Source organism: Streptomyces sp. Sge12 (assembly GCF_002080455.1).
In the GTDB taxonomy this organism is placed as follows: domain Bacteria; phylum Actinomycetota; class Actinomycetes; order Streptomycetales; family Streptomycetaceae; genus Streptomyces.
In genome coordinates, this window is record NZ_CP020555.1 from 5,245,929 (window position 1) to 5,271,017 (window position 25,089).

A 25,089-nucleotide genomic window follows, 5' to 3' on the forward strand; every position below is an offset into this window, starting at 1 on the left:
ACGGCCGTGCGGGGCCCGGTTTGCTCCTACGGGACCGGCCCCGTAACCTAGACCGTCGGCGTGTCTTAGCGCGCGCCGCGCTCCTGAGCACCTTCCTCACGTTCCGTACGCGCAAGCGTCGTGCGAGAGAGGCCGCTCGTCCAATCCGGATCGGTGCGGGCCCGTCCTCGACGGGATCCGACTGAGCGGCTGGCTTCAGGAGCATCCGTCCCGAGTGAGAGAGAGATCCGCGTGTACGCCATCGTGCGCAGCGGTGGTCGCCAGCACAAGGTTGCTGTCGGCGACATCGTTGAGGTTGACAAGATTTCCACTGCCAAGGTTGGCGACACGGTCGAGCTCTCGACCCTGCTCGTTGTCGACGGCGAAGCCGTGACCAGCGACCCGTGGGTCCTGGCCGGTATCAAGGTCACGGCCGAGATTGTGGACCACCACAAGGGCGCCAAGATCGACATCCTGCGCTACAAGAACAAGACCGGCTACCGCCGTCGCCAGGGTCACCGCCAGCAGTACACGGCGATCAAGGTCACCGGTATCCCCGCGGCTGCGAAGTAAGAGGGACTGAGACATGGCACACAAGAAGGGCGCATCGTCCACTCGGAACGGGCGCGACTCCAATGCCCAGCGGCTCGGCGTGAAGCGCTTCGGCGGTCAGGTCGTTTCCGCTGGTGAGATCCTCGTCCGCCAGCGCGGCACCCACTTCCACCCGGGCTCGGGTGTCGGTCGCGGTGGCGACGACACGCTGTTCGCGCTGCTGGCCGGTTCGGTCGAGTTCGGCACGCACCGCGGCCGCAAGGTCGTCAACATCGTTCCGGCCGCCTGATCCAGCTTCGGCTGATCGAGCGTTCGTAACTTCCCGAGGGCGGATCTCAGCTCTTCCCGGCGCAAGCCGGGAAGAGAGGTCCGCCCTCGGCGCGTTGTCACATAGACACGTTTAATGGGCAGCAAGGCCTGCCACCGGATTTTCCGGACTATTCCCGCTGTATCTGGAGGAACACCCATGACCACCTTCGTGGACCGCGTCGAGCTGCACGTCGCCGCGGGTAACGGGGGCCACGGCTGCGCCTCCGTTCACCGGGAGAAGTTCAAGCCGCTCGGCGGCCCCGACGGCGGCAACGGCGGCCGTGGCGGCGACGTCATCCTGGTGGTGGAGCAGGCGATCACCACCCTGCTCGACTACCACCACAGCCCCCACCGCAAGGCCACCAACGGCAAGCCCGGCGAGGGCGGCAACCGCTCCGGCAAGGACGGCCAGGACTTGGTCCTGCCCGTGCCGGACGGCACCGTCGTCCTCGACAAGGAGGGCAACGTCCTCGCCGACCTCGTCGGCCAGGGCACCACCTACGTGGCCGCCGAGGGCGGCCGCGGCGGCCTCGGCAACGCCGCGCTCTCCTCCGCCCGCCGCAAGGCCCCCGGCTTCGCGCTCCTCGGCGTCCCCGGCACCACGGGCGACATCGTCCTGGAGCTCAAGACCGTCGCCGACGTGGCGCTGGTCGGCTTCCCGAGCGCCGGCAAGTCCTCGCTGATCTCGGTGCTGTCCTCGGCCAAGCCGAAGATCGCGGACTACCCCTTCACCACCCTCGTCCCGAACCTGGGCGTCGTCACCGCCGGCTCGACCGTCTACACGATCGCCGACGTCCCGGGCCTGATCCCCGGCGCCAGCCAGGGCCGTGGCCTGGGCCTGGAGTTCCTGCGCCACGTCGAGCGCTGCTCGGTCCTGGTGCACGTCCTGGACACCGCCACGCTGGAGTCCGACCGCGACCCGATCGCCGACCTCGACGTCATCGAGGAGGAGCTCAAGCTCTACGGCGGCGGCCTGGAGAAGCGCCCGCGCCTCGTCGTCCTCAACAAGGTCGACATCCCGGACGGCCAGGAGCTCGCCGACATGGTCCGCCCGGACCTGGAGGCCCGCGGCTACAAGGTCTTCGAGGTCTCCGCGGTCGCCCGTACCGGTCTGAAGGAGCTCTCCTACTTCCTCGCCGAGGTCATCGCCAAGGCCCGCGCCCGCAAGCCGAAGGAGGAGGCGACCCGTATCGTCATCCGCCCGAAGGCCGTGGACGACGCCGGCTTCACCGTCACCTACGACGAGGTCGAGGACGTCTACAACGTGCGCGGCGAGAAGCCGGAGCGCTGGGTCCGCCAGACCGACTTCAACAACGACGAGGCCGTCGGCTACCTGGCCGACCGCCTCAACCGCCTCGGTGTCGAGGAGGCCCTCAAGAAGGCCGGCGCCCGCGCCGGTGACGGCGTCGCCATCGGCTCCGACGAGAACGCGGTCGTCTTCGACTGGGAGCCGACCATGATGGCCGGCGCCGAGATGCTGGGCCGCCGCGGCGAGGACCACCGCATGGAGGCTCCGCGCCCCGCCACCCAGCGCCGCAAGGAGAAGGACGCCAAGCGCGGCGACTCCGCCCAGCAGGAGTACGACGAATTCCGGCCGTTCTGAGCCCCTTCCGAGGGACTTGTGCCCGGAAGGTTTGAAGGCGCCTTTACGTCGGTCGCCTAGGATCTTCCGGGTGAACAGCAGCAACCCCCCCACGGTTTCCGTCGTGGTCATCGCGTACAACGACGCCGGGCTCGTGGGCGAGGCCGTTTCCTCGGCCCTCGCCCAGGGTCCGGTGGTCGTCGAGGTCATCGCGGTGAACGACGCCTCGTCCGACGGCACCGCCCGGGTGCTGGACGAACTGGCCGCCGTCCACCCCCGCCTCAAGGTGGTGCACCGGACGGAGAACAGCGGGGGGTGCGGCACCCCGCGCAACGACGGGATCGCCGCCGCGACCGGCCGCTACGTCCTCTTCCTCGACAGCGACGACGTCCTGCCCCCGGGAGCGGCCGACGCCCTGGTGCGCACCGCCGAGGAGCACGGCGCCCCGGTCACCGTCGGAGCGGCGGTACGGCGCGAGCTGCCCCAGCACCACGACGTCCCGTGGATGCCCGGGCTCCACACGCCCGGCGATGTCATCGAGCGGCCGGTGGACCGGCCCGATCTCGTCCGCGACACCCTCTGCGTCAACAAGCTGTACGCGCGCTCCTTCCTCCAGGAGCACGGCCTGCGCTTCCCCGACGGCCGCTTCATCTACGAGGACTTCGTCTTCACCGCCCGCGTACTCGCCGCGGCCCCCCGCATCGCGGTCACCGGCGACCTCGTCTACGTCTGGCACGTGCGCCGCAGCGCCGCCCAGGTGTCGATCTCCCTGGACCGCAAGGACGTCGGGAACTGGCGCGCCCGCGTCGAGGCCCACCGCACCGCCGCCGGGATCCTCGAAGAGGCCTCCCCGGTGCTGGGCAGCGCCTGCCGGGTGAAGTTCCTGGAGTACGACCTGCGCATGTACCTGCGCGAGCTCGGCCGCGACCCCGAGTACCAGGCCGCCTGGTGGACCCTGACCCGCGAGTACGTCGACACCTTCCCCGAGGCCGACATCGAGTCCGCCGCGGCCCACGCCCGCTGGATCGTGTCCCTGCTGCGCGCCACGAAGACCCCGCCCGCCGACGTGGAGCGGCTCACCCGGCTGGCCGCCGAACCGCCGCGGCTGCTGCCCCCGTACGCTACCGGCCCCACCGGCGCGCCCGTGTGGAGCGAGGAGCTCCCGGTGGAGCTGGTGGGCCTGCCCACGCTGCCGGTCGCCGAACTGCCCGTCACCGTCGACGCCGAGCCGGCCGGCCGCGGCGCCGTCCGGATCCGCGTGCACGACCTGTACGGGCGGCTCGCCGAGGCCGGGCCGGTCACCGCCCAGCTGAGCTTCCTGCCCCGTGCGGGCGGCGACCCGGTCCTCGCGCAGCCCGTCCCGCTGCATCCCGACCGCAGCGGCGGCTGGGTGGCCGTACTGCCGTTCCGCCTCGCCGATCTGGCCGTCACGGGCCGCCGCCAGGGTCTGCGCAGGATGCAGGCGTGGAACGTGGGGGTGGGCGTGCGGTGCGCCGACGGGAGCTCGGTGTTCACCTCCCTGCGCCCCCAGGGCCGACTGCTTCGCCGTCGGGCGCTCCCCAGCAGCCGGTACGGTGTTCTGCTGGCGCAGCCCTACCGGACGGGGGCCGGCGCCCTCGCGCTGCGCCTCGCGCCCGGTGCCGAGGGCGCGCTGTACCTCGTACGCAATCGCTTCCACCGGGCCCGGGCGGGCCGCGGGGCGGGCTGACGGCCCCCGGGGGCGGGCCCGCCGGAGGCACTTGCGGGCGGCGGCCGTGCCCCCCATCCCGAAGTCGGACAGGACCAAGGAGATACACATGACGTTTCTGATCACCGGTGGCGCCGGGTACATCGGCGCGCACGTCGTCCGCGCGATGCTGCTCGCGGGGGAGGAGGTCGTCGTCCTCGACGACCTGTCCACGGGCAACGAGGACCGCGTGCCGGAAGGCGTCGGGCTGGTGGTCGGATCCGTCCTCGACCGGCTGGTCGTGGACGAGGTCATCCGCCGGCACAAGATCACCGGCGTGGTGCACCTCGCGGGCAAGAAGCAGGTCGGCGAGTCCGTCGAGAAGCCGATGCACTACTACCACGAGAACGTGCAGGGCCTCGCCGTCCTGCTCCAGGCCGTGGCCGACGCGGGCATCCGCAACTTCCTCTTCTCCTCCTCGGCCTCCGTCTACGGCATGCCCGACGTGGACCTGGTCACCGAGGACACCCCGTGCGCGCCGCTGAGCCCCTACGGCGAGACCAAGCTGGCCGGCGAGTGGCTGGTGCGCGCCGCGGGCCGGGCGCACGGCATCTCCACCGCCTGCCTGCGCTACTTCAACGTGGCGGGCGCCGCGACCCCCGAACTCGCCGACACCGGTGTCTTCAACCTGGTCCCGATGGTCTTCGAGCGCTACGACGCCGGCGAGGGCGCGAAGATCTTCGGTGACGACTACCCGACCCCGGACGGCACCTGCATCCGCGACTACATCCACGTCGAGGACCTGGCGGAGGCCCACGTGGCGGCCGCCCGCAAGCTCGCCGAGTGGGGCGCGGCCGGGGAGTACAAGGACCTCACCGTCAACATCGGGCGCGGCGAGGGCGTCTCGGTCGCCGAGATGGTCGCGCTCATGAACGAGTGCACCGGACACGACATCGCCCCCGTGATCAGCCCGCGCCGCCCCGGTGACCCGGCGAAGGTCGTGGCCTCGGCGGACCGGATCACCAGCGAGCTCGGCTGGAAGGCCCGGCACGACGTCCGCGAAATGGTGACCTCCGCCTGGGCGGGCTGGCAGGCCAACAAGGTGGTCCGCAAGGACCCCCACCGGGACGTCCACACGCCCTGATCCGCAGTGCGAAACGGCCCGCCCCGGAGGATTCCCGGGGCGGGCCGTGTCGTAGCCGGCGGCAGGGCCGCGGTCAGCGCTCCAGGAAGGAGAACAGCTCTTCCCACCGGTCGGTGATCTCGGCGCTGGAGTAGCGCTGCACCGAACGGAAGGCGTTGTCCCCGAGCCGGTCGCGCAGCTCGCGGTCGGCCATCATCGCGCGCAGGTGCCCGGCCAGCTCCATCGTGTTGCCCAGCCGGGCCAGCAGCCCGTCCTCACCGTGCTCGACGATCTCCCGGACGCCCGGTGCGCAGTCGAAGGCGGCCGCCGGCACGCCCGCCGCCATCGCCTCCAGCAGCGTGATCGGGAAGCCCTCGGCGCGGGAGGCCTGGGCGAAGACCGAGGCTCCGCGCAGCGCGCCCAGCACGTCGTCGGTGCTGCCCATCCACTCCACGGAGTCGTCCAGGCCCAGCGAGGTGGAGTGCGCCTTCAGCGTCGCCTCCTCCACGCCCGCCCCGTAGATCCTCAGGGTCCAGTCGGGGTGGTGCGGCGCGACGTCCGCCCAGGTGTCGAGCAGCAGGTCGACACCCTTCTCGAAGGCGAGGCGGCCGACGCTCGCCACGACCTTCTCCGTGCGCGGGGCGGGGGATTCGGGCATGAAGGGCAGCGGGTTCGGCATGCTGGCGACGTTCTCCATGCCCGCCCGGATCCACAGGTCCGCGTCCTCGGACGTCAGCACCAGCAGCCGGTCGACCTGCGGGTAGAAGCGGCGCACCCGCTCCCCGCGGGTGGACTTCTGGCTGGCCTCGAACGACTCGTGGCTCATCCCGATGACGGAGAGCCCCTTGGTGTCGGCGAGCGCCACCCACTCCATCGCCCAGACCTGGGTGACGATGACCACACCGCCGGGGCGGGCCGCGCGCAGCAGGTCGCTCAGCTGCTCGGCCTTGACCCGCATCTTCGCCCGCCGGGCCGCCTGACGGCGCCGCTCGGGCGCGTTCAGCCGGCCCTTGATCCCGCGCAGCCGGCGGGCGGCCGGCGGGTGGGCGTCGTAGAGCGTCGTCATCTCGTACGGCAGGTCCTGCGGCAGCTTCTGGCGGATCTCCTCGGCGACCGGTGCGATGCCCACGATGTGCACGCGGTGGCCGCGGTCGGTGAAATGCCGGGCCATCTGGTGCGACCAGGTGGTCACGCCGCCGATCTCGTCGACGTTGTTGGAGACGATGAAGATGTCACGGCCGCCCGGGGTGGCGGTCTGCTGGCTCACTTGCCGCTCCTGGTGAAGAACTTCTCTACGATCTGGCGGGCCGCGTCCCCGCGGTCGTACTCGCCGAACTCGGCGAGGAAACGCTCCCGCGCCTGGGCGTACTTGGCGTCCGCCTCCTCGAAGGCGGCGAGCGCCTGCACGAGCTCGTCCGCCGTGGCCACCACCGGACCCGGGGCCTTCTCCTTCAGGTCGAAGTACGTGCCGCGGATGTCGGTGGCGTACTTCTCGTAGTCGTACGCGAAGAACAGCATCGGCCGGTCCAGGACCGCGTAGTCGAACATCACGGACGAGTAGTCGGTGATCAGACCGTCGGCGAGGGCCAGCAGCGGGGTGATGTCGTGGTGCCGGGACACGTCGATGACCCGGCCCGCGACCGACGGCGGCAGCGAGACGCTGTTGAGGTAGTGGGTCCGCACCAGCAGCGTGAAGCGGTCGCCGAACCGGTCCGCGAACTCCTCCACGTCGAAGGGGAAGGTGAAGCCCTCCACCGCGCCGTCCGCGCCCGCCCGGAAGGTCGGCGCGTACAGCAGCACCTTCTTGTCCGGGTCGATGCCGAGCTCGCCGGCCAGCGGGCCGCGTACGCGCTCGCCGCTGTCCGCCTCGGTCCGGTACGCCTCGACGAGGGCGTCGTTGCGCGGGTAGCCCGTGCGCAGTAGCACCTCGTCGCGCAGCCGGAAGCCCTTGGCGAGGGTGCGGGTGTCGTGCTCGGAGCGGATCAGGAAGTGGTCGAAGCGGTCCACGGCGGCCTGGAAGCGGGCCTGGCCCGCCCGGCCCTGCGCCTTGGTCCGGGGCTCGTGGAAGCCCATCCGCTTGAGCGCCGAGCCGTGCCAGGTCTGGATGTACGTGGTCCCCGGGCGCTTGGCCAGCGCGAGCGGGAAGCCCTGGTTGTCGACCCAGTACTCGGCCTGGGCCAGGGCGCGCAGGTACTGCCAGCTCCAGCGCCTGACCAGGGTGGCCTCCTTGGGGAAGCCGGTGGGCTTGGCGCCCGCGTACGACCAGATCGCCTCGAACGGCGCGCCCTGGCGCACCATCTCCTCGTAGATCGCCTTGGGGCTGTCGCTGTACTGCTTGCCCATGTGGCTCTCGAAGACGACCGTGCCCTTCTTGATCGGCAGCTTCGAGAAGACCTCGTGGTAGACCTTCACCTTCTGCTCGCCGGAGCCCAGGTTCCGGCGGGCCCGCAGTGCCTTGCGCAGGCCCCGCTTGACCACGCCGGCCGCCTTGCCCTGTATGGCGTTGTTGATCAGCGACTGGGTGCGGACGGCGGCGGCGCCCTCGGCGCTCAGCACGTAGCTGAGGTTGCCCTTCTTGGTCATCTGGGGCCCGAAGCGGTCCGACACCAGCCGGGTCAGACGCGGGCGCACGCGCAGCCGGGCCGCGGACTCCAGGTCCACCCCGCCGATCGCGACGCGGGTGGTGATCCGCTCGCCGCCCGCGGTCAGCTTGAGGCGGACGTCCCACACGGCGTCGATGATGCCGAGCGGGCGGACGGTGCTCGCGATGTCGGCGGTGCCGGTCCACTCGATCGTGTCACCGGCGTGCCGCACGGTCGCCACGGGGAAGCTGAAGGACCGCACGCCGATCTGCCGGCGCGCCCGGAACTCCAGGGTCGCCTTCAGTTCCGCGTCGGCCGGGATCCGGCCCAGCGGGTTCACGAGGGTGCCGGACATGGTGACGGTGCCCCGGCCGTCGTCCTCGTAGGAGGTGAGGCGGTTGCCCAGGGTGAGGGAGGTGAGCGGCGTGGTGTGGAACGCCTGCTCGGTGACGTCCAGTATCCGGCGGGCTTCGTCGCCGTCGGGACCGTCGATGTGCTGCGCGCACCAGTAGATACGGCCGTCGCGCTCGGCGAGCGGGGAGGTGAGCCGGCCCTTGTTGGTCATCGCGTCGGCGGCCGGGAGCAGGTTGTCCCAGTCCTCCTTGCCCAGCAGGAACGCGCAGATCGCCTGGAGGTACGTGACGTTCTCGTACGCGGCCGGGTCGATGCCCGCGAGGTAGCCGTTGGCGAGGCGGGCGAACTCCTGGCGGTACTCGTCGCTCAGCAGCGGCAGGTCGCGCAGGTGGAGCACGAGGTCGTGCTTGAGGAACTTGGCGTCCTTCGCGGACTTGATGTCCGTGTGGCCCTTCTCGGCCAGCAGGCGGTCGACGCGGCGGTGGATCTCCATCCGGTGGACGAAGTTCGCGATCTCGTGGCGCCGGTTGCTGATCGACAGGGCCGAGGCCTTCTCGACCACGTTCCAGAAGTAGACGTGGTTGGGGATCAGCGTGATGCGGCGGGCGGCCACGTACGCCTGCGCGGAGAACAGCAGGTCCTCGTAGTGGATGCCGACCGGGAACTCCAGGCCCTGCTCCAGCAGGAACTCGCGCCGGTAGCACTTGTTCGTGGAGAGGGTGTCGTAGACCAGCAGGTCTGGGAACTCGGTGATCGATTCCAGCGTGCGGGTGCGGGAGTAGATCCAGGGGTACCACTCGGTGGTCTTGCCCCACCGGTTGTCGAGGTGCACGCGTACGCACATGCCCGCGACCAGGTCGGATCCGGTCCGCTCGGCGGCGTCCAGCATGTTCCGGCAGGCGTTGCGCTCCAGCACGTCGTCGCTGTCGAGGAACATCACGTACGTTCCGGTGGCCTGCTGGATGCCGTGGTTGCGCGGCGCACCGCAGCCGCCGCTGTTCTCCGGCAGCCGGAAGGCGCGCACTCTCCCCGGATGCGCGGACTCCAGTTCCTGGGCGACCGCGTACGAGCGGTCCTTGCTGCAGTCGTCGACGATCACGACTTCGACGCTGTGCAGGGTCTGGTCCAGAACCGACTGGACTGCTGTCGGCAGACGCTCTGCGTCGTTGTAGACGATGACGACCACGGAGACGTCGGGCACGTGCACCTCGATCCCTTCGTTTCGTTACGTTGAGCTCAATCCGATTCCGCTTATCCCGTCAAAGCTACCGTGTACCGCCCTCGGCTCCGGCAGCCCGACTCCCGCCCGACCCTCTCCGTGCATACTTCTAAGGAAGAGGTGAGAGGCGGGTCGGGCCGCCGACAATCACCCGTTCGGACCCAGCAGGAAGTGTTCATGACGAAGCTGTCCGTAGTTGTCCCTTGCTACAACGAAGAAGCCGTCATCGACAGCTTCGACGCGGAGATCCGCAGGGTCCTGGACGCCCTCCCCGTCGAGTACGAGGTCTGCTACGTCGACGACGGAAGCCGCGACGGCACCCTCGGCAAGCTCCGGAAGATCGCCGCCGAGTACGGCGACCAGACCCGCTACGTCTCCTTCAGCCGCAACTTCGGCAAGGAGGCCGGCATGCTCGCCGGCCTGCGCGAGGCCACCGGCGACGCCGTCGTGATCATGGACGCGGACCTCCAGCACCCGCCGGAGCTCATCGCCACCATGCTGGAGCACTACCGCCAGGGCCACGACCAGATCATCGCCCGCCGCACGCGCGAGGGTGACAAAAAACTCCGCTCCGCCCTCAGCAGCCTCTACTACCGAGGCGTCAACCGCTGGGTCGACGTGGAGCTCACCGACGGCGTCGGCGACTTCCGGATGCTCTCGCGCCCGGCCGTGGACGCCCTGCTGTCCCTGCCGGAGTACAACCGCTTCTCCAAGGGGCTGTTCTCCTGGATCGGCTTCGACACCGTCCACTTCGACTACCGCAACGCGCAGCGCGAGGCCGGAGAGACGAAGTGGAAGTTCGGGTCCCTGCTGAACTACGGCATGGACGGCCTGATCTCCTTCAACAACAGGCCGCTGCGGATCGGCATCTGGTTCGGCGTGTCGCTGGTCGCCCTCACCGGCCTGTACGCGCTGTGGATCACGATCACGGCGATCACCAACGGCGTCGAGTCCCCCGGATACGTCACCCTTGTGGCCATCATCACGGGCCTGGGCGGCGTACAGCTGATCATGCTGGGCCTGATCGGCGAGTACATCGGACGCATCTACTACGAGACCAAGCGCAGGCCGCACTTCCTGGTGAAGGAGTCGCACGGCGCGCAGCCGCTCCCGCGGACCGGGCCGGCGGCCGCCCCGGCCACGGAGCCGACGATCGCGGAGCGCAGCGCCCGATGAGCCGCAGGGACCAGCTCGGCCAGATCTTCCGCTTCGCCCTCGTGGGCGGGGTCAACACCGGCACCTTCTTCGGCATCTACCTGCTCCTCCACCCGTGGATGCCGTACTTCGCCGCCTACACCCTCGCCTTCCTGCTGTCGATGATCGGGTCGTTCTTCATGAACACCTACTTCACCTACCGCACCCGGCCGACCTGGAAGAAGTTCCTGCTCTTCCCGCTGACGAACGTCACCAACTACGTCATCCAGTCCGTCGGCCTCTACGCGCTGGTGACCTGGGCCGGGATGGACACCCGGATCGCCCCGCTGGTCGCGGCCGTCGTGGCCATCCCCTTCACCTTCCTGCTCTCCCGCAAGATCCTCGTCCCGGGCGCCGCCCGGGCCGCCGAGGCCCAGCAGGTGGGAGCGGGGGCCTCGTCCAGGGGCTGAAACCCCCGAGCAGCCCCGCACGCCCACCCCGTAGATTGAGACGGCAGGCATTTTGGGCAACAGGGGCAAGGGGACAGACGTGTCAGCGGCTAGGCAAGGTGTCGTGGACGCCCGCAGGATCGTGGTCAAGGTCGGCTCCTCCTCCCTGACCACCGCGGCCGGCGGACTCGACGCCGACCGGGTGGACGCGCTGGTCGACGTCCTCGCCAAGGCCCGCAGCGGGGGAGAGAAGGAGATCGTCCTCGTCTCCAGCGGAGCCATCGCCGCCGGACTCTCCCCGCTCGGCCTGCGCCGGCGCCCCACGGACCTGGCCCGGCAGCAGGCCGCCGCGAGCGTCGGGCAGGGCCTGCTCGTCGCCCGCTACACCGCCTCCTTCGCCCGGTACGGCGTCCGCGTCGGCCAGGTGCTCCTCACCACCGACGACACCAGCCGCCGCGCCCACTACCGCAACGCCTACCGCACCCTCGACCAGCTGCTCGCCATGGGCGCGCTGCCCGTCGTCAACGAGAACGACACCGTCGCCACGGACGAGATCCGCTTCGGCGACAACGACCGGCTCGCGGCCCTCGTCGCGCACCTGGTCCGCGCCGACCTCCTCGTCCTCCTCTCGGACGTCGACGGCCTCTACGACGGCGACCCGTCCCAGCCCGGCACCACCCGCATCGAAGAGGTCCACGGACCCGAGGACATCGCGCACGTCTCCATCGGCAGCGCGGGCAAGGCGGGCGTCGGCACCGGCGGCATGGTCACCAAGGTCGAGGCCGCCCGGATCGCGGCCGCCGCCGGCATCCCCGTCGTACTGACCTCCGCGAGCCAGGCCGCCGACGCCCTCGCCGGACGGGGCACCGGCACGCTCTTCCACGCCACCGGGCGCCGCTCGGCGGACCGGCTGCTCTGGCTCCAGCACGCGTCGACCCCCCAGGGGCACCTGGTCCTCGACGACGGCGCCGTCCGCGCCGTCACCGAACGCGGCAGCTCGCTCCTCCCCGCCGGCATCGCCGCGGTCGAGGGCGACTTCGTCGCGGGGGACCCCGTGGAGCTGCGCGCGGCCGACGGCCGCGCCGTCGCCCGGGGCCTGGTCAACTTCGACGCGAAGGAGCTTCCGCAGCTCCTCGGCCGCTCCACTCGCGAGCTCGCGCGGGAACTCGGACCCGCGTACGAGCGGGAGGTCGTCCACCGGGACGATCTGGTCCTGCTGGAGGGCTGAGGTTCGCCAAAAGAGCAGCGCGGCGGCCCGTGGACTGGTCAACTGTGAAGGGCGGGCGGACCCGCGTGGCGGAGACAGGAGGCGGCTGGTGAGGCGAGCGCTGACCAGCGTCGGCACGGGGGACGGTGACGGCGGCGGTGGCGGGGAGGAGCAGGATCACGCATCGCGCCTGTGGCACGTGACCCTGAGCGTCTCCGGCAAACCGGCCCCGATCTCCGAGGTCCGGCGCGGGCTGGAACAACTGGCCCACGACCACCCCTTCCTGCTGACCAGCCGCTACGCCGACGACCACGCGGAGATCCGCTACTGGGAAGAGGCCCGCGACCTCCACGACGCGGCGGCCGTCGCGCTGCGCCTGTGGGGCGAGCACCGCTCCTCGGCGCAGCTCCCGCCCTGGGAGATCGTCGGCCTGGAGGTCATCGACCGGGCCACCTATCACCAACGCGTGGCCGAGGGCTACGGCCCACCCCCGGCCCACCCGGTAGGCGTCCACCCCTACTGAAGCCATCCAGCCTCGCCGGCGTTCGAGGCGCGGGGGTCCGGGGGCGGAGCCCCGGGATCTTTCAGCCCGTCCGGCGCTCGAGGACCGGGTCCGGGCAGAGCCCGGGAATCGGAGAAGGGGCGGGGCGGGGAGAGCAGCCCGCGCAGCACCCCGCCCCCGCCCGGCCAGGGCAACGGCCGGGACCGTCTCGCGGGGTGGAAACCCCGGCGGCGGCGTACACGCGGGGGCTTACCCTGGCGGCATGACCTCGCTCGATGCCGCCACCTCGCCCGTCCTCGCCACCGCGCAGCGGTCCCGTACCGCCGCCGCAGCCATCGCCCCACTCCCGCGGTCCGCCAAGGACACCGCCCTGCTGGCGATCGCGGACGCGCTGGAGGCCCGTACGGCCGAGATCATCGCCGCCAACGCCGTGGACACGGACAAGGCCCGCGCCGCCGGCACGAGCGAGACCGTCATCGACCGCCTCACCCTCACCGCCGAGCGCATCGCCGCCATCGCCTCGGACGTGCGCGACGTCGCCGCCCTCCCCGACCCCATCGGCGAGGTCGTCCGCGGCAACACCCTCCCCAACGGCATCGACCTCCGCCAGATCCGCGTCCCGCTCGGCGTCGTCGGCATCATCTACGAGGCCCGCCCCAACGTGACCGTCGACGCCGCCGCCCTCTGTCTCAAGTCGGGGAACGCGGTCCTCCTGCGCGGCAGTTCCTCCGCCTACTCCTCCAACACCGCGCTCGTCGCCATCCTGCGGGACGCCGTGGAGAGCGTCGGCCTGCCCGCCGACGCGATCCAGCTCGTCCCCGGCGAGTCCCGCGAGTCCGTCCGCGAGCTGATGCGCGCCCGCGGCCTCGTGGACGTGCTCATCCCGCGCGGCGGCGCCTCCCTCATCAAGACCGTGGTCGAGGAATCCACCGTCCCCGTCATCGAGACCGGTACCGGCAACTGCCACGTCTACGTCGACGCCCAGGCCGACCTGGACATGGCGGTGGACATCCTCATCAACTCCAAGGCCCAGCGACCCTCCGTCTGCAACGCCGCCGAGACCCTCCTCGTCCACCGGGACATCGCCGCCGCCTTCCTGCCGCGCGCCCTCGACGCGCTCGCCGACGCGGGCGTCACCGTCCACGGCGACGCCCACGTCCTGGCCGCCGCCGAGCACAGCAAGGTCACCGCCCTGCCCGCCACCGACGAGGACTGGGCCGCCGAGTACCTGTCCTACGACATCGCCGCCGGAGTCGTGGACTCCCTCGACGACGCCGTCACCCACATCCGCCGCTGGACCTCCGGCCACACCGAGGCGATCGTCACCACCTCGCAGGCCGCCGCGCGCCGCTTCACCCAACTGGTCGACTCGACCACGGTCGCCGTGAATGCATCCACTCGGTTCACGGACGGTGGCCAGTTCGGCTTCGGCGCGGAGATCGGCATCTCCACGCAGAAGCTGCACGCCAGGGGCCCGATGGGGCTTCCCGAACTGACCTCCACCAAGTACATCGTCACCGGAGACGGTCACATTCGGTAGTCAAGCCCTGAGCGCGGTGTGGCCGGAATTCGGCGGACACCCTGCCCAAGGTGGCCCCCCAGGTCTAGGCTGGTCCTGTGCCGGACGACGTGGGGGGCAAGCCGTTCCCGGACGACGGGACCCCCGAAGACGATGCAGACGACCGCGGAGGCGCGGATCAGGACTTCGCCTCCGTGGTGTTCGACGAGGACTTCGTCAGAAACGCCGAGATTCATGAACCGAGCGCCGCCGAGCGCCAGCGGGCGGCCGACCGGGCGCGCGCGGAGGCCGAGGCGGCCCGTGCGGTCGCCGGCGGCTGGACCGGCGACGACGACTACGACAGCTACGGTTACGGCCATCCCGACGGCTACGACGACCACGGCTGGGACCACGACGACCGGGGCCACGGATACCCGGACGGCCCGTACGGGGCCTACGGCGGCAGCCTGCGCCCGTACCGCGGACGTGCGCCGTGGCTGCGCCCGGTCGCCTGGGTGCTCGCCTTCGTGATGGGCCTCGGCATGGTCGCCCTCGCCTTCAGCGCCGTCTACCGCAGCGCCTCGGGCGAGGCGGACCCCGCTCCGGCGCCCGCCAGCACCCCCAGGGGCGAAGTCACCGGCGTCGGCGCGTTTACGTACCCCTCCGTTCGCCAACCCTGAAGGTACGACCCCACTCGCTTACGCCGGAGCTGGGGGCTTCTCTGAAGCGGGGACAGCGGGGAGAAGCGATGGCCGTGCCAGGAGATCCACCCAACAGCACCCCCGACGGCATGGGCGGGGGCGACGACGAGTTCCGGTCGGACGAGTACCGATCGGTGGTGTTCGACGAGGACTTCGTCCGGGCTGCCCGCCTCCAGGAGTACTCGGCGCAGGAACGCATGGGCGAACACGCCCGCGCGGTCCGCACCCGCTCCATCTGGTCCGGCGGCGGCTCCGCATCCCGGACCAGCACCCCCGGCCGGGGCGCCCGGCAGGGCATGCTCCTGGTGCTGCTCATCGCCACGGCCTTCGCCGCCGCCGTCTACATGGGCCTGCGCAACCCGTACGAGCCCCCGCCCGCCAGCGCCGCCCAGCCGCTCGGCAGCACCGTGGTCCCGCTCGCGCCGACCACCGACGTGCCCGGCGGGCGGCCCGGCGACCTGTACGCGAGCAGCCCCGCCGCCGACTACCGGGTCGGCGCGGCCGGCATCACCCTGCCCGCCGTGCGCCGCACCCACCACTTCACCGACACCCAGGTCGTCACCGCGCTGTCGATCGCCAAGGACTACCTGGTGCAGTCCTCGCTGGACCCCGACATCCTGGCCGGAGCGGCCACCCGCCCGGTGCGCGTCCTGCTCGACCCCGACCAGCTGGCGCAGTTCGACCGCAGCATGACCTCGCCCTCCGGCGACGGCCGCCACGCGGCCACCGGCTGGCTCGTCCGCTTCGACCCGGCCACCGCCGTCGTGGCCGACTCCCGGGTCCGGGTCAGCGGCACCCTCGCCTTCGAGGAGGTGGCCCCGGACGTGCTGGAGGTCACCACCGACCACACCTTCGTGTACGCCGTACGTCCGGCCACCGGAGCCCCGGCAGCGGCGGACGGCGCCTCGCTCTTCACCGTCCGGCGCGAGCTGCGGCTGCGCTTCGACCGGGACGACCTCGGGGCCCGGCGCCTCGAGCTGGCCTCGGCCTACGTGATGGCCGGCCCGCAGGACTGCTCCGCCGATCCGGCAGGGGCCTTCCGCCCGCTCCTGGCGGGCGCCGGCCCGACCACGGTGGGCCCGGCCGCGAGCGACCCGTACGCCAGCGGCCAGCCGCGGCGCACGGCCGGGCTGTGCGGCGTACTGGCACCGCCCGCGACCCCGCAGGCCGCTCCGGTCAGCCCTGCTCCGTAGCCCCGCCCTTGGCCTCGGGACCGGTGCCGGATCCGCCCGCGGCACCCGCGCCGGTGAACTTGTCGCGGAGCCTGCCGCCCAGGTCCCCGGCGCCGCCCGCGATGTCGCCCACCAGCTTCAGCAGCGGGTCCTTGCTGGTGCGCACCGTGTCGGCGTAGTGGGCGGCGGACTGCCGGAAGGAGTCCGTCACCGAGGTGTCCTTGTCGTCCTCGCGGCGCGGGTAGTGGCCGTCCATGATCCGCTGGTGGTCGCGGCTCTCCGCCCACTTCTTCAGCTCGGCGGCCCGCACCGTCGTGAAGGGGTGCGTCCGGGGCAGCAGATTGAGGATCTTCAGCACGGAGTCGCGCAGATCGCCCGCCGACTCGTACTCCTCGGCCTGGGCGAGGAAGGCGTCCACATTCATCTCGTGGAGGTGGTTGCCGCCCGCGATCTTCATCAGCCCCCGCATCGAGGCCTGCACGTCCTGCCCCACCAGCAGCCCGGCCCGGTCGGCCGAGAGCTCCGACTTGCGGAACCACTCCCGCAGCGCGGTCACGATCGTCATGATCGCCACATTGCCCAGCGGGATCCACGCGACCTTCATCGCCAGGTTGGTCAGGAACAGCAGGACCGTCCGGTAGACCGCGTGCCCCGACAGCGCGTGGCCCACCTCGTGGCCCACCACCGCCCGCATCTCCTCCTCGTCGAGCAGCTCGACGAGGCCCGTGGTCACCACGATGATCGGCTCGTCCAGCCCGATGCACATGGCATTGGGATTCGGGTCCTGCTGCACATACATCTGCGGGACCTTCTCCAGGTCCAGGATGTAGCAGGCGTCCCGCAGCATCGCGTGCAGGTGCGGGAACTGCGTCTCGCCCACCCGCACCGATTCCGACAGGAACAGCAGGCGCAGGCTCCGCTCCGGAAGCAGTCCGCTCAGGGCCTTGAACACCGTGTCGAAGCCGCTCAGCTTGCGCAGCGCCACCAGCGCGGAGCGGTCCGCCGGATGCTCGTACGCCCGTGACGAGATGCCTGGGAACCGTCGGCGGTCCCGCGCCGGCACCTTCTCGAAGCCTGTTTCCGTCATAGCGCCCTCCCCTGGATGGACCTTCTCGACCCTGCGTCTATCCTCTCCAACGCCTGAGTCGGCGTGAGCGTGCCCCAGGCCCCCGCATACGATGTGAGCGAAGTCTCCGCCCGCTCCCCGACTCGATAGGTACCTGCCTGATGAGCCTCGCCTCCACCGCCCACAACCTGGTCGTCCTCGCCTCGGAGGGGGCCGAGCAGCACGGCGGCAACCACGACAGCCTGAACCCGTACCTGACCGGCGGTGCCGCCTTCGTCATCCTGATGCTGATGCTCTGGGTCACCACGCGCCTGAACCGCGACCGCTGAATCCGGCCGAGCCCGCCGGGACCGCGTCGTCCGCCGGGCCAGTAGGCTCTGCGCTCATGGGAGAGCAGGAGATGCCTACCGGTCCGGTCAAGCGCCGGCTCGGCGTGATGGGCGGGACGTTCGACCCGATCCATCACGGACACCTGGTGGCCGCCAGCGAGGTGGCCGCCCTTTTCCACCTCGACGAGGTGATGTTCGTGCCGACGGGCGAGCCGTGGCAGAAGTCCCAGTGGGCCGTTTCGCCCGCCGAGGACCGCTACCTGATGACGGTCATCGCCACGGCGTCGAACCCGCAGTTCTCGGTGAGCCGCATCGACATCGACCGCGGCGGGCCGACGTACACCATCGACACCCTCCGGGACCTGAAGGCGCAGAACGACGACGCCGACCTGTTCTTCATCACCGGTGCCGACGCGCTCGCGCAGATCCTGACCTGGCGCAACGCCGAAGAGCTCTTCTCGCTCTCCCACTTCATCGGAGTCACCCGGCCGGGCCACGTGCTCACCGACGACGGGCTCCCGGAGGGCGGCGTTTCCCTGGTGGAGGTTCCCGCGCTCGCGATCTCGTCGACCGACTGCCGTGCGAGGGTCGCCCAGGGGGATCCCGTCTGGTACCTGGTGCCGGACGGCGTGGTGCGCTACATCGACAAGCGTGAGCTGTACCGGGGAGCCTGAGCTTCCGGAGAGAGGGGCCCCGCGGTGAACGACCGACAGGATCCGTACGACCCGTATGCCGCCCAGGAGCAGCAGCTCGTCGGCTACGACGCGTACGGGCGGCCGGTGTACGGCCAGGTGCCCGCCCAGCCCGCTCAGCCTGCCCCGCAGCAGTACGAGCAGTCGTACGAGCAGCAGCAGTACGGCTACGACTACCAGGGCTACGGCCAGCAGCCGCAGCAGCAGTACTACCCCCAGCAGCAGCAGCAGCAACAGCAGCAGCCGGCCGCCCAGGAGTACGGGCAGCAGGACTACGGCCAGGCCCAGGCCCAGCCCCAGGCCTCCGGCTACGGGTACGACACGCAGCAGACCCAGCAGTGGATCCCGCAGCAGACCGCCCCGGAGCCCCCGGCCGCGCCGGCCCCCGCCCCCGCTGCCGCCCCCGAGCGGCCGGCCGACCGGGTACCCGAGCCGCGCCGCCCCGACGGGGAGCCGGGCGGCGCCTCCGGCGACGGGCCCGAGGCGGCGGACCGGGACTACCGCACCGAGATGTTCGCCTTCATCGACCAGCCGGACGAGGACTCCGAGGACGTCATCGACTGGCTCAAGTTCACCGAGAGCCGCACCGAGCGCCGCGAGGAGGCCCGCCGCCGCGGCCGCAACCGGGTGGTGGCACTGATCGTCGTACTCGCCGTGTTCGTCGTCGGCGGCCTCGGCTACCTCTGGTACGCGGGCAAGCTGCCCTTCCTCGACGGCCCCGGCGAGAAGACGGCCGGCGCGAGCGCCGACGCCGCCGCGCAGAAGCGCGACATGATCGTCGTCCACCTGCACAACACCAAGAAGGGCGGCACCTCCTCGGCGCTGCTCGTCGACAACGTCACCACCAAGCAGGGCGCCACCGTGCTGCTGCCGAACACCCTCGGCCTCACCGGCCAGGACGGGACGGCCACGGCGCTCGGCAAGTCGGTCGAGGAGGGCGGCCTCGGCACCCGCGAGGCCCTCGACTCCGTGCTCGGCACCCACATCGGCGGCACCTGGCGCCTGGACACCCCCTTCCTGGAGAACCTGGTCGAGCTGGTCGGCGGCATCGAGGTCGACACCGACACCGCGGTGCCGGCCGACGACGCGGCCAAGACCCCGGCCGTGGCCCAGGGCCAGAAGCAGAGCCTGAGCGGCCCCATGGCCGTGGCGTACGCCACCTTCCGGGGCCAGGGCGAACCGGAGGCCAAGCAGCTGGAACGCCTGGGCAAGGTGCTCCAGGCGGTGCTGCGCAAGGTCCCGAGCGACCCGAAGGCGGCGGCCGTGACGGTGGAGAGCATCGGCCAGATCCTCGACCCGGCCCTGAACGCGCAGACCCTCGGGGCCCTGCTGTCCCGGCTCGGCGCGCACGCCAAGGTGGGCGCGTGGCGCACCGACGTCCTCACCGTGAAGGCGGACGGCGCGCTCACGGACGAGGCCAACAAGAAGGTCGTCAAGGAGGTACTGGGCGGCGCCGCCGGCGCGCCGCAGCCCGGAGCCGCCCCGCGCGTCGGCCTCAAGGACGCCACCGGTGACGAGAAGACGCAGATCGCGGCGAAGGCGGCGCTGATGAACGGCGGCTACACCTTCGTCGACGGCGGCAAGTCCGACAAGAGCGCCGCCACCTCGCAGATCACCTACCAGGACGACGCGCAGCGGGACCGCGCGATCGAGGTGGCCAAGACGCTCGGGCTGCCCGAGACGGTCGTGAAGAAGGGCGAGAACGCGGTGAACGCGGAGGTCGTGGTGATCCTGGGCAAGGACTACAAGGCGTCCTGACCGGGGCCCCGAAGGCGCTTCGAGGGGGCATTCGCCCGCGCGTGACGCTGCGCGCGGGCGGTGTCGGCGGTACATGAGACCCTTGTAAGGATCTGCCCGCCAACCCGAAAGCATGGCCAGTGACCGCCACGGACCGCTCCATCGAGCTCATCACCGCCGCCGCCCAGGCCGCGGCCGACCGGCTCGCGCACGACATCATCGCGTACGACGTCAGCGACGTGCTGTCGATCACCGACGCCTTCCTGCTCGCCTCGGCGCCCAACGACCGCCAGGTCAAGTCGATCGTCGACGAGATCGAGGAGCGCCTGCTCAAGGAGCTCGGCGCCAAGCCGGTGCGCCGCGAGGGGGACCGCGACGCCCGCTGGATCCTGCTCGACTACGTCGACATCGTCGTCCACGTCCAGCACAGCGAGGAGCGTGTCTTCTACGCGCTGGAGCGCCTGTGGAAGGACTGCCCCGAGATCGAGCTCCCCGAGGACGCCAAGCTCACCATCGGCAAGGCCGAGGAGCACGCCAAGCTGCGTGAGGCGGCGGGCGACGACGAACTGGACGGTGATCTGTTCTGAGCGCGACCACCTCTGGCAAGTCCGGTAGGAAGATCGTCCTCTGGCGACACGGCCAGACCTCGTGGAACCTGGAGCGCCGCTTCCAGGGCTCCACGGACATCGAGCTGACCGAGGCGGGTGTGGCGCAGGCGCGCCGCTCCGCACGGCTGCTCGCCTCGCTGAAGCCCCACGCCATCGTCGCCTCCGACCTCCGGCGCGCCTCCGACACGGCCGCCGAGCTGGCCGCCGTCACGGGGCTGCCGGTGACTTGGGACGCCGCGCTGCGCGAGACGTACGCCGGCGAGTGGCAGGGCCTCACGCACGAAGAGATCCTCGAGAAGCACGGCGAGCAGTACGCGGCGTGGAAGCGCGGCGAACCGGTGCGCCGAGGCGGCGGTGAGCTGGAGACCGAGGTCGCCGACCGCGCCGCGCCGGTGGTGCTGGAACACGCTGCCCGGCTCCCGCAGTCCGGCACGCTCGTCGTGGTCAGCCACGGCGGCACCATCCGTACGACGATCGGGCGGCTGCTCGGCCTGGACGCGTACGCCTGGGAGGGCCTGGGCGGGCTCTCCAACTGCTGCTGGTCCGTCCTCGGCGAGGGCGCGCGCGGCTGGCGCCTGCTGGAGCACAACGCCGGCACGCTGCCGGAACCGGTGCTCGGCGACGACGACTGAGAGGCGTTCCGCCGCTCCCCGGCGGGGCTGCCACCCGGATTTCACTTTCCGGCCGGTCCCAGGCTAGAGTTCTTCTTGTTCGCAGCGCAGAACACCGGAGACGGGGGGAGCGCGGCGGAGAGCGGGGCTATAGCTCAGTTGGTAGAGCGCCTGCATGGCATGCAGGAGGTCAGGAGTTCAATTCTCCTTAGCTCCACAATCAGGATCCCGTCCCCAATAGGGGGCGGGATCCTTGCTTTTGTACCCTTTGCGTTTGCTGACCTGCCCCGCACCGGCATGGCAGAATCGTGACCGCCGGAGGGGGACACGACGGCCCGACGCGGGAGGGAGTCGCTGACGGATGGGTGCACACCGGCGCCGGTGCGACTGGTGCAACAACGGCACGCCGATCGTGCGGGACATGGACCCGGTCAACCCCGACTACCAGTACTGGTGCGAGGAATGCGCGCGGGCGCTGATCATAAAGGGCGACCCGATCGAGACGTACCGGGAGCTGGAAGGGGAGCCGATCTACGGGCGGCTGCTCGACGAGCACTGCACGCTCAAGCGGTTCTATCAGTTCGCGAGAGCGTGACAAGCTGGATCAAATCGGACATGGCCCGTGGTCGGCGGAAATCGATTTTTGGACCAGGGCCATGACCGTGTAATGTTTGGGACGTCGCCAAGGGGAACCGGCAAGGGAGACCGAAGCGGCAAGCACAACAAGGGGCTATAGCTCAGTTGGTAGAGCGCCTGCATGGCATGCAGGAGGTCAGGAGTTCAATTCTCCTTAGCTCCACAGTGAAGAAGCGGGCCACCCGGATCGGGTGGCCCGCTTCTCGTTGTGTCGACGGGTGGAACGGCCGAGCGTCGGGAGGGGCCGCTGCGGTACCCTGACGCCATGCGTGCCGTACGCCTTCTGCTTACCGAGCCGCGCTGATCAGTACCGACCCTTCAAGACGGTCGGACCCGGCGCGGCTTCCCCTCCTGTGCGAGGGGTTTTTTCGTTTGGGCAGGCAGAGGCGGCAGAGACGATCGATGGAGCTTCAGAAATCATGAGCGAGACGAACACCCCGGCCCCCGAGGCGGCCGAGGCGCACCGTTACACGGCTGCCATGGCCGCCGACATCGAGGCACGCTGGCAGGACGTATGGGACGCGCAGGGCACGTACGAGGCCCCGAACCCGACCGGTGACCTGGCCGGGGATCCCGCGGTGGTCGCACGGCCCAAGAAGTTCATCATGGACATGTTCCCGTACCCCTCCGGTGCGGGCCTGCACGTCGGGCACCCGCTCGGCTACATCGCCACCGATGTCTTCGCCCGCCACCAGCGGATGACCGGCCACAACGTCCTGCACACCCTGGGCTTCGACGCCTTCGGCCTGCCGGCCGAGCAGTACGCCGTGCAGACCGGCACGCACCCGCGCGTCTCGACCGAGGCCAACATCGAGAACATGAAGGTCCAGCTGCGCCGGCTGGGCCTGGGCCACGACAAGCGCCGCTCGTTCGCGACGATCGACCCGGACTACTACAAGTGGACCCAGTGGATCTTCCTGCAGATCTACAACTCCTGGTACGACGCCGACGCGAAGAAGGCCCGCCCGATCACCGAGCTGGTCGCCGCCTTCGAGGACGGCTCCCGTGAGGTCCCCGGCGGCCGCGCCTGGGCCGCTCTGACCGCGGCCGAGCGGGCCGACGTGCTGAACGAGTACCGCCTGGCGTACTCCTCGGACGCGCCGGTGAACTGGTGCCCCGGGCTGGGCACCGTACTGGCCAACGAGGAGGTCACCGCGGACGGCCGGTCCGAGCGCGGCAACTTCCCCGTCTTCAAGTCCCGGCTGAGCCAGTGGAACATGCGGATCACCGCCTACGCCGACCGGCTGCTGGACGACCTGGACGCGCTGGACTGGCCCGAGGCCATCAAGCTGCAGCAGCGCAACTGGATCGGCCGCAGCGAGGGCGCGCGCGTCGACTTCGCGCTGGGCGACGAGGCCATCACCGTCTTCACGACCCGCCCGGACACCCTGTTCGGCGCCACCTACATGGTGCTGGCGCCCGAGCACCCGCTGGTCGAGAAGTTCATCCCGGCCGCCTGGCCCGAGGGCACCCACGAGGTGTGGACCGGCGGCCACGCCACGCCGGCCGAGGCCGTCGGCGCGTACCGCAAGCAGGCCGCCTCGAAGTCGGACGTCGAGCGGCAGGCCGAGGCCAAGGACAAGACGGGTGTCTTCACCGGCGAGTACGCGGTCAACCCGGTCAGCGGCGACAAGGTCCCGGTCTTCATCGCCGACTACGTGCTGATGGGCTACGGCACCGGCGCGATCATGGCCGTCCCGGCGCACGACGGCCGCGACTTCGAGTTCGCGCGCGCCTTCGAGCTGCCGATGCGCTGCGTCGTGGAGCCGTCGGACGGGCGCGGCACCGACCCGGCCGAGTGGGACGACGCCTTCGTCTCCTACGACGCGAAGCTGGTCAACTCGACGGGCGAGGGCATCGCGCTGGACGGCCTGGGCGTCGTCGAGGCGAAGGCCGCGATCACCGACTGGCTGGCCGAGCGCGGCATCGGCGAGGGCACGGTCAACTTCCGGCTGCGCGACTGGCTGTTCAGCCGGCAGCGGTACTGGGGCGAGCCCTTCCCGATCGTCTACGACGAGGACGGCGTCGCGCACCCGCTGCCCGAGTCGATGCTGCCCCTGGAGCTGCCGGAGGTCGAGGACTACTCGCCGCGCACCTTCGAGCCGGACGACGCCACCTCCAAGCCGGAGACCCCGCTGTCGCGCAACGGCGAGTGGGTGAACGTGGAGCTGGACCTGGGCGACGGGCGGGGCGTGCGCTCCTTCCGCCGCGAGACCAACACCATGCCGAACTGGGCCGGTTCCTGCTGGTACGAGCTGCGCTACCTGGACCCGAACAACGCGTCGGCCCTGGTGGACCCGGAGATCGAGCAGTACTGGATGGGTCCGCGCGAGGGCGCTCCGCACGGCGGTGTCGACCTGTACGTGGGCGGCGCCGAGCACGCGGTGCTGCACCTGCTGTACGCCCGCTTCTGGTCCAAGGTGCTGTTCGACCTGGGTCACGTGTCCTCGGCCGAGCCGTTCCACAAGCTCTTCAACCAGGGCATGATCCAGGCGTACGCCTACACCGACGAGCGCGGTGTGTACGTCCCGGCGGCCGAGGTCGAGGAGCGGGACGGGGCCTACTTCTACGAGGGCAAGCAGGTCAAGCGCGAGCACGGCAAGATGGGCAAGTCCCTGAAGAACGCCGTCACGCCGGACGAGATCTGCGAGGAGTACGGCGCGGACACCCTGCGCCTGTACGAGATGGCGATGGGCCCGCTGGACGTCTCCCGCCCGTGGGACACCCGGGCCGTGGTGGGCCAGTACCGCCTGCTGCAGCGCCTGTGGCGCAACATCGTGGACGAGGAGACGGGCGCGGTGACGGTCGTCGACGCCGAGCCCGCCGAGGACACCCTGCGCGCGCTGCACAAGGCGATCGACGGGGCGGGCGCGGACCTGACGGGGCTGCGCTTCAACACCGCCATCGCGAAGATCACCGAGCTGAACAACGCCCTGACGAAGGCCGGCCGCCCGCTGGAGCGCTCGGTCGCCGAGGCCCTGGTGCTGCTGGTCGCCCCGCTGGCCCCGCACATCGCGGAGGAGCTGTGGCACCGCCTGGGGCACAGCGAGTCGGTGGTCCACCAGGACTTCCCGGTCGCGGACCCGGCGTACGTCGTGGACGAGAGCGTGACGTGCGTGGTGCAGGTCAAGGGCAAGGTCAAGGCGCGGCTGGAGGTGTCGCCGACGATCTCGGAGGCGGAGCTGGAGCAGCTGGCCGTGACCGATGAGGGTGTCGTGGCGGCGCTGGGCGGCGCGGAGATCCGCAAGGTGATCGTGCGCGCGCCGAAGCTGGTCAACATCGTCATCTGAGGTCAAGGCACCCCTCCCGCGTAGGGGGGATCCCGTACGGGCAGGTTGGGGGTTCGATTGGAACCCCCGGCCTGCCCGTTGCGTTTACCGT

The 25,089-nt window shown here is 70.8% G+C and carries 22 protein-coding genes and 2 tRNA genes; 21 read left to right on the forward strand and 3 right to left on the reverse strand.

The annotated features are described in order from the left end of the window. Positions 1-231 precede the first annotated feature (231 nt). The 5 genes from rplU to galE all read left to right on the forward strand — a co-directional run bounded on the left by rplU (position 232) and on the right by galE (position 5,232). A complete protein-coding gene (gene rplU, locus B6R96_RS23435; RefSeq protein WP_030384677.1) occupies positions 232-552 on the forward strand; it encodes a 50S ribosomal protein L21 in 321 nt (106 codons plus the stop codon). Positions 553-565: 13 nt separating this feature from the next. Continuing rightward, entirely contained in the window at positions 566-820 is a 255-nt protein-coding gene (gene rpmA, locus B6R96_RS23440) for a 50S ribosomal protein L27 (RefSeq protein ID WP_030384676.1), read from the forward strand. 177 nt (positions 821-997) lie between these two features. Next, positions 998-2,443: a GTPase ObgE gene (obgE, locus tag B6R96_RS23445; RefSeq protein WP_030384675.1), complete on the forward strand. Its 1,446-nt coding sequence runs from the start codon at positions 998-1,000 to the stop codon at positions 2,441-2,443. A gap of 70 nt (positions 2,444-2,513) precedes the next feature. After that, the gene (locus tag B6R96_RS23450; protein WP_081523560.1) at positions 2,514-4,130 is read left to right on the forward strand and encodes a glycosyltransferase family 2 protein; all 1,617 of its coding nucleotides are present in this window, start codon (positions 2,514-2,516) and stop codon (positions 4,128-4,130) included. 88 nt (positions 4,131-4,218) lie between these two features. Next, positions 4,219-5,232: a UDP-glucose 4-epimerase GalE gene (galE, locus tag B6R96_RS23455; protein ID WP_030384673.1), complete on the forward strand. Its 1,014-nt coding sequence runs from the start codon at positions 4,219-4,221 to the stop codon at positions 5,230-5,232. A gap of 73 nt (positions 5,233-5,305) precedes the next feature. Here the strand turns inward: galE and B6R96_RS23460 are convergent, their stop codons facing one another. Further along, a complete protein-coding gene (locus B6R96_RS23460; protein WP_081523561.1) occupies positions 5,306-6,478 on the reverse strand; it encodes a glycosyltransferase in 1,173 nt (390 codons plus the stop codon). Then, positions 6,475-9,354, reverse strand: a complete 2,880-nt coding sequence (locus tag B6R96_RS23465; protein ID WP_081523562.1) for a bifunctional glycosyltransferase/CDP-glycerol:glycerophosphate glycerophosphotransferase — start codon at positions 9,352-9,354, stop codon at positions 6,475-6,477. Before B6R96_RS23465 ends, B6R96_RS23460 begins: the two co-directional genes overlap by 4 nt. 189 nt (positions 9,355-9,543) lie before the next feature. Between B6R96_RS23465 and B6R96_RS23470 the strand changes: the two genes are divergently transcribed. From B6R96_RS23470 to B6R96_RS23500, 7 genes are all read left to right on the forward strand, one after another. Continuing rightward, a complete protein-coding gene (locus B6R96_RS23470; RefSeq protein WP_053703015.1) occupies positions 9,544-10,542 on the forward strand; it encodes a glycosyltransferase family 2 protein in 999 nt (332 codons plus the stop codon). After that, a complete protein-coding gene (locus B6R96_RS23475) occupies positions 10,539-10,970 on the forward strand; it encodes a GtrA family protein (protein WP_053171623.1) in 432 nt (143 codons plus the stop codon). The genes B6R96_RS23470 and B6R96_RS23475 overlap by 4 nt, the downstream gene beginning before the upstream one ends. Before the next feature lie 79 nt (positions 10,971-11,049). After that, complete coding sequence (gene proB, locus B6R96_RS23480; protein ID WP_030384668.1) at positions 11,050-12,177, forward strand: glutamate 5-kinase; 1,128 nt, start codon at positions 11,050-11,052, stop codon at positions 12,175-12,177. Between the two features lie 34 nt (positions 12,178-12,211). Then, positions 12,212-12,679, forward strand: coding sequence for a hypothetical protein (locus tag B6R96_RS23485; RefSeq protein ID WP_107089497.1), 468 nt, complete (start codon positions 12,212-12,214; stop codon positions 12,677-12,679). 241 nt (positions 12,680-12,920) lie between these two features. Beyond that, complete coding sequence (locus tag B6R96_RS23490; protein WP_053703013.1) at positions 12,921-14,198, forward strand: glutamate-5-semialdehyde dehydrogenase; 1,278 nt, start codon at positions 12,921-12,923, stop codon at positions 14,196-14,198. Between the two features lie 77 nt (positions 14,199-14,275). Continuing rightward, positions 14,276-14,836, forward strand: a complete 561-nt coding sequence (locus B6R96_RS23495) for an SCO2584 family spore wall biosynthesis protein (protein ID WP_030384665.1) — start codon at positions 14,276-14,278, stop codon at positions 14,834-14,836. 68 nt (positions 14,837-14,904) lie between these two features. After that, positions 14,905-16,050: an SCO2583 family membrane protein gene (locus B6R96_RS23500; RefSeq protein ID WP_081523563.1), complete on the forward strand. Its 1,146-nt coding sequence runs from the start codon at positions 14,905-14,907 to the stop codon at positions 16,048-16,050. On the opposite strand, the gene B6R96_RS23505 is transcribed toward B6R96_RS23500, so the two are convergent. Then, entirely contained in the window at positions 16,034-17,116 is a 1,083-nt protein-coding gene (locus B6R96_RS23505) for a M48 family metallopeptidase (RefSeq protein ID WP_053703011.1), read from the reverse strand. The genes B6R96_RS23500 and B6R96_RS23505 overlap by 17 nt on opposite strands. 140 nt (positions 17,117-17,256) lie before the next feature. Between B6R96_RS23505 and B6R96_RS37730 the strand changes: the two genes are divergently transcribed. From B6R96_RS37730 to leuS, 9 genes are all read left to right on the forward strand, one after another. Beyond that, positions 17,257-17,424 (forward strand): hypothetical protein, encoded by a 168-nt coding sequence (locus B6R96_RS37730; RefSeq protein WP_037859301.1) that lies wholly within the window; start codon positions 17,257-17,259, stop codon positions 17,422-17,424. Between the two features lie 56 nt (positions 17,425-17,480). Further along, entirely contained in the window at positions 17,481-18,098 is a 618-nt protein-coding gene (gene nadD / locus B6R96_RS23510) for a nicotinate-nucleotide adenylyltransferase (protein ID WP_030384662.1), read from the forward strand. Between the two features lie 24 nt (positions 18,099-18,122). Then, entirely contained in the window at positions 18,123-19,874 is a 1,752-nt protein-coding gene (locus B6R96_RS23515; RefSeq protein ID WP_081523564.1) for an LCP family protein, read from the forward strand. Between the two features lie 119 nt (positions 19,875-19,993). After that, the gene (gene rsfS / locus B6R96_RS23520; protein WP_030008628.1) at positions 19,994-20,440 is read left to right on the forward strand and encodes a ribosome silencing factor; all 447 of its coding nucleotides are present in this window, start codon (positions 19,994-19,996) and stop codon (positions 20,438-20,440) included. Then, the gene (locus B6R96_RS23525; protein WP_081523565.1) at positions 20,437-21,093 is read left to right on the forward strand and encodes a histidine phosphatase family protein; all 657 of its coding nucleotides are present in this window, start codon (positions 20,437-20,439) and stop codon (positions 21,091-21,093) included. Before rsfS ends, B6R96_RS23525 begins: the two co-directional genes overlap by 4 nt. A 123-nt stretch (positions 21,094-21,216) precedes the next feature. Next, positions 21,217-21,289, forward strand: a tRNA-Ala gene (locus B6R96_RS23530). Positions 21,290-21,433: 144 nt separating this feature from the next. After that, positions 21,434-21,667 (forward strand): hypothetical protein, encoded by a 234-nt coding sequence (locus B6R96_RS23535; RefSeq protein ID WP_008738908.1) that lies wholly within the window; start codon positions 21,434-21,436, stop codon positions 21,665-21,667. Positions 21,668-21,798: 131 nt separating this feature from the next. Continuing rightward, positions 21,799-21,871 (forward strand) — tRNA-Ala (locus B6R96_RS23540). Between the two features lie 256 nt (positions 21,872-22,127). Further along, positions 22,128-24,998, forward strand: coding sequence for a leucine--tRNA ligase (leuS, locus tag B6R96_RS23545; RefSeq protein ID WP_081523566.1), 2,871 nt, complete (start codon positions 22,128-22,130; stop codon positions 24,996-24,998). The last annotated feature ends 91 nt before the right edge of the window (positions 24,999-25,089 follow it).